The sequence below is a fragment of the Mycobacterium sp. E2327 genome (assembly GCF_001672675.1).
Classification (GTDB): domain Bacteria; phylum Actinomycetota; class Actinomycetes; order Mycobacteriales; family Mycobacteriaceae; genus Mycobacterium.
Map to the genome: position 1 here is coordinate 1 of NZ_LZKE01000234.1, position 5,549 is coordinate 5,549.

3 protein-coding genes are annotated in these 5,549 nt (G+C 69.9%); 2 read left to right on the forward strand and 1 reads right to left on the reverse strand.

Features of this window, described 5'->3' with window-relative positions:
* Positions 1-282, reverse strand: a 282-nt coding sequence (locus A5712_RS27135; RefSeq protein ID WP_197519509.1) for a winged helix-turn-helix domain-containing protein, incomplete at its 3' end; no start/stop codon positions are given.
* Between the two features lie 141 nt (positions 283-423).
* Here A5712_RS27135 and A5712_RS27140 point away from each other — a divergent pair.
* Together A5712_RS27140 and A5712_RS27145 are read left to right on the forward strand one after the other, a co-directional pair.
* Positions 424-3,699, forward strand: coding sequence for an arabinosyltransferase domain-containing protein (locus tag A5712_RS27140; RefSeq protein WP_068112678.1), 3,276 nt, complete (start codon positions 424-426; stop codon positions 3,697-3,699).
* The coding region (locus A5712_RS27145) for an arabinosyltransferase domain-containing protein (RefSeq protein ID WP_197519510.1) at positions 3,696-5,549 on the forward strand (1,854 nt) is incomplete at its 3' end. The genes A5712_RS27140 and A5712_RS27145, both read left to right, overlap by 4 nt.

The following is a 5,549-nucleotide window of genomic DNA, read 5'->3' on the forward strand; positions in this document are numbered from 1 at the left end:
CGGCGGGGCGCTCGCCAGCACCTGGTACGGGTCGGCCCCGGCGTCGCGCAGCAGCCGGCGCAGGTTCGAGATGTGGGCCTGGATGCTGGTGCGCGCGGCCGGCACCGGATCCTCGTCCCACACCGCGTTGATCAAGGAATCGACGGAAACCGGCCGGTTGCGGTTGATCAGCAGCATGGCGAGGACTGCCCGTTGCTTGGGCGCCCCCACCGGCACCCGCACCCCGTGGCTCGTCATCAGCAACGGTCCCAAGACGCCGAACCCGAGACCTGTGTTCGTCATCGCGCTGCCAGCCTCCTGGGTTATCGGGGCCGTTCTTGAAACGAGAGTCTATTTCGCAGCCGGGGCGCGGCAAATTAGCGCGCCGTCAAGGCGGCCCTGCGTCCGAAGCGCACTAAGCAGCGTCCCTTACGATCGAGCCTCGTGCCCCCCGACCGGAATGAGCGATCGCTGCGCGTCCCGCGGCTGATCGCCGTGGTCGCGGGTCTCGCGGGTCTGCTGCTGTGCCTCGTCGTCCCGCTGCTTCCGGTGCGGCAGACGACGGCGACGGTGCTGTGGCCCCAGGGCGTGGCCGACGGGCACGTCACGCAGATCACCGCCCCGCTGGTGTCGGGGGCGCCGCGGGCGCTGGACATCTCGATCCCGTGTGCGGCGATCGCCACGCTGCCGCCCAGCGGCGGGTTGGTCGTCTCGACGCTGCCGGTCGGTGGCGTGGACACCGGCAAGAACGGGCTTTTCGTGCGCGCCGACAAGGACATCGTCGTCGTCGCGTTCCGCGACACCGTGGCCGCGGTGGCCAAACGCGCGGCCGTCGCCGCCGGCGCCTGCAGCGTCCTGCACATGTGGGCCGACGCGGGCGCGGCCGGAGCCGACTTCGTCGGCATCCCCGGCGCGTCGGGGACCCTGCCGTCGGAGAAGAAGCCTCAGGTCGGCGGCATCTTCACCGACCTGAAGGTGCAGCCGCAGCCGGGACTGTCGGCCCGCGTCGACGTCGACACCCGGTTCATCACGGCACCCACGACGCTCAAGACGCTCGTGATGGCCGTGGGGACCCTGGCGGTCCTGACCGCCATCGCCGCGATGGCGGTGCTGGATCGGCGCGGCCGGCAATCCGGGTATCGCCCGCGATTCCAGTGGGGCCGCGTCGGGGCCGCGACTTGGCTCGCCGACGTCGGCGTGATCGGGACGCTGCTGGTCTGGCATGTCATCGGCGCGACGTCGTCGGACGACGGCTACAACCTGACCATCGCCCGGGTCGCCCCGAAGGCGGGGTACGTCGTCGACTACTACCGCTACTTCGGGACGACGGACGCGCCGTTCGACTGGTATCTCGCGGTGCTGGCCAAGCTGGCCGCGGTCAGCACCGCCGGTGTGTGGATGCGGCTGCCGGCCACCCTGGCCGGGATCGCCTGCTGGCTGATCATCGGCCACTGGGTGCTGCGACGGCTGGGGCCCGGCCGCGGCGGCCTGGCGGGCAACCGCGTCGCGGTATTGACCGCCGGCGCCGTCTTCCTGGCCGCCTGGCTGCCGTTCAACAACGGCCTGCGACCGGAGCCGATCATCGCGCTGGGCGTGATCGTGACCTGGGTGCTGGTGGAACGCGCCATCGCGCTGGGCCGGCTGGCTCCGGCGGCGGTCGCGATCATCGTCGCGATGCTGACCGCGACGCTGGCTCCGCAAGGGCTGATCGCCGTCGCCGCGCTGCTGACCGGAGCCCGGGCCATCGCCCAGACCATCCGGCGCCGCCGGGCGACCGACGGCCTGCTGGCCCCGCTGATGGTGTTGGCGGCGTCGCTGTCGCTGATTACCGTCGTGGTGTTCCGCAGCCAGACGCTGGCCACCGTCGCCGAGTCGGCGCGCATCAAGTACAAGGTCGGCCCGACGATCGCCTGGTACCAGGACTGGCTGCGCTACTACTTCCTCACGGTGGAGTCCAACCCCGACGGGTCGATGGCGCGGCGCTTCGCCGTGCTGGTGCTGCTGCTTTGCCTGTTCGTGATGCTGGTGGTGCTGCTGCGCCGCGGCCGGGTCCAGGGTGTGGCCAGCGGACCGGCATGGCGCTTGATCGGCACCACCGCGGTGGGCCTGCTGCTGCTGACGTTCACGCCGACGAAGTGGGCCGTGCAGTTCGGCGCGTTCGCCGGGCTGGCCGCCCCGCTGGGTGCGCTCACCGCGTTCGCGTTCGCCCGCATCGGGCTGCACAACCGCCGCAACCTGACGCTGTACGTGACGGCGCTGCTGTTCGTGCTGGCGGTCGCGACATCCGGGGTCAACGGCTGGTTCTACGTCGGCAACTACGGGGTGCCGTGGTGGGACATCCAGCCCGTCATCGCCAGCCACCCGGTGACGTCGATGTTCCTGACGCTGTCGATCCTGACCGGGCTGCTGGGCGCCTGGCAGCACTTCCGGATGGACTACGCCGGGCACACTGAGGTCAAGGACAGCCGGCGCAACCGCGTGCTGGCCTCCACGCCGCTGCTGGTGGTGGCCACGATCATGGTGCTGGGCGAGGTCGGCTCGCTGGCCAAGGGCGCGGTGGTCCGCTACCCGCTCTACACCACCGGCAAGGCCAACCTCGCCGCGATCACGTCGGGCCTGTCGACAACCAGCTGCGCCATGGCCGACGACGTGTTGACCGAGCCCGATCCCAACGCCGGTCTGCTGCAACCGGTTCCGGGGCAGACGTTCGGGCCGGACGGACCGCTCGGCGGCCTGAACCCGGTCGGCTTCAAACCCGAGGGGGTGGGCGAGGACTTGCGGTCGAACCCCGTGGTCACCAAGCCGGGGGTGGTGAATTCCGACGCCTCGCCGAATAAGCCCAACGCCGCCATGAGTGACTCCGCCGGCACCGCCGGCGGGAAGGGCCCGGCCGGAATCAACGGGTCACACGCGGCGCTGCCGTTCGGCCTGGATCCGGCCCGCACCCCGGTGATGGGCAGCTACGGCGAGAACTCGCTGGCCGCGACCGCCACGTCGTCCTGGTACCAACTGCCGCCGCGAACGCCGGACCGGCCGCTGGTCGTGGTGTCGGCCGCGGGCGCCATTTGGTCGTACAAGGAGGACGGCACCTTCACCTACGGCCAATCGCTCAAACTGCAGTGGGGCGTGAGTCGCCCCGACGGCAGCACCCAACCGCTCGGCGAGGTGCAGCCGATCGACATCGGTCCGGAGCCGGCGTGGCGCAACCTGAGGTTCCCGCTGGCCTGGGCGCCGCCGGAGGCTAACGTGGCACGCATCGTCGCCTACGACCCCAATCTGAGTTCCGAGCAGTGGTTCTCGTTCACGCCGCCGCGCGTGCCGGTGCTGCAGACGCTGCAGCAGCTGATCGGGTCGCAGGCCCCGGTGCTGATGGACATCGCGACCGCCGCCAACTTCCCCTGCCAGCGGCCGTTCTCCGAACACCTTGGCGTGGCGGAACTTCCGAAGTACCGCATCCTGCCCGATCACAAACAGACGGCGTCGTCGTCCAACGGGTGGGAGGCCAGCGAGACGGGCGGTCCGTTCTTGATCACCCAGGCCATGCTGCGCACCTCGACGATCTCGACCTACCTGCGCGGCGACTGGTATCGCGACTGGGGATCGGTCGAGCAGTATCACGCGCTGGTGCCGGCCGATCAGGCGCCGGTAGCCGTCGTCGACCAGGGCGTGACCACCGTTGGCGGCTGGAGCCGCCCGGGACCCGTCAGGGCACTGCCATGAGCGTGACCGACCACGAACGCCCGGTGGCCACCCCGGCGTCGGACGCCGTTCGGGACGTGCGGGTGACGCGCTGGGTCGCGACGATCGCGGGCCTGATCGGTTTCGTGCTGTCGGTCGCCACGCCCTTGTTGCCCGTCGTGCAGACCACCGCGATGCTGAACTGGCCGCAGAACGGCCAGTTGAACAACGTTACGGCGCCGCTGATTTCGCTGACGCCGGTCGACGTGTCGGTGACCGTGCCGTGCTCGGTGGTGCGGAGCTTGCCGCCCGAGGGTGGGGTGGTGCTGAGCACCGCGCCCAAGAAGGGTAAGGACGCCGCGCTCAACGCGCTGTTCGTGGTCGTCAGCAGCCAGCGCGTCGACGTGACCGACCGTAATGTGGTCATCGCCAGCGTGCCCCGGGATCAGGCGGCGTCGCCACAATGTCAGCGCATCGAGATCACGTCGACGCTCGCCGGCACGTTCGCCACCTTCGTCGGGTTGACCGATCCGGCGGGCAAGCCGGTGCGCGGTGGTTTCCCCGATCCCAACCTGCGCCCGCAGATCGTGGGGGTGTTCACCGACCTGACCGGTCCGGCACCGCCGGGCCTGCGGTTCTCGGCGACCATCGACACCCGGTTCTCCACCACGCCAACGACTTTGAAGCTGGCCGCGATGGTGCTGGCGATCGTGTCCACGATCGTCGCGCTCATCGCGCTGTGGCGCCTCGACCAGCTCGACGGCCGGCGCATGCACCGGTTGATCCCGACGCGCTGGCGCAAGTTCACCCTCGTCGATGCCACGGTGATCTTCGTCTTCCTGCTGTGGCATCTGATCGGCGCCAATTCTTCGGACGACGGCTACATCCTCGGCATGGCCCGGGTCGCCGACCACGCCGGCTACATGTCCAACTACTTCCGCTGGTTCGGCAGCCCGGAGGACCCGTTCGGCTGGTACTACAACCTGCTGGCGCTGATGACCCACGTGAGCGACGGCAGCCTGTGGATGCGGCTGCCCGACCTGGTCGCGGGACTGGTGTGCTGGCTGCTGCTGTCGCGTGAGGTGCTGCCGCGGCTGGGGCCGGCGGTGACGTCGAGCACCGCCGCCAACTGGGCGGCCGGCATGGTCCTGCTGACCGGGTGGATGCCGTTCAACAACGGCCTGCGGCCCGAGCCGATCATCGCGCTGGGTTCGCTGATCACCTATGTGTTGATCGAGCGCTCGATGTGCGCCTCGCGGCTGACGCCGGCGGCGTTGGCGGTCATCACCGCGGCGTTCACGCTCGGCGTGCAGCCCACCGGCCTGATCGCGGTGGCAGCGCTGGTCGCCGGCGGCCGCCCGATCCTGCGGATTCTGGTGAAGCGTCATCGCCTGGTCGGCACCTGGCCGCTGGTGGCCCCGATGCTGGCGGCCGGCACGGTGATCCTCACGGTGGTGTTCGCCGACCAGACGCTGTCAACGGTGTTGGAGGCCACCAGGATTCGCACGGCGATCGGGCCCAGCCAGGCCTGGTACACCGAGAACCTGCGCTACTACTACCTGATCCTGCCGACCGTCGACGGCTCGCTGTCGCGCCGATTCGGTTTCCTGATCAGCGCGCTGTGCCTGTTCACGGCGGTGTTCATCATGTTGCGGCGCAAGCGAATCCCGGGGGTTGCCCGCGGCCCGGCGTGGCGGCTGATGGGCGTCATCTTCGGCACCATGTTCTTCCTGATGTTCACGCCCACCAAGTGGGTGCACCACTTCGGTCTGTTCGCCGCGGTGGGCGCGGCGGTGGCCGCGCTGACCACGGTGCTGGTTTCGCCGAAGGTGCTGCGCTGGTCGCGCAACCGGATGGCGTTCACGGCCGCGGTGCTGTTCCTGCTGGCGCTG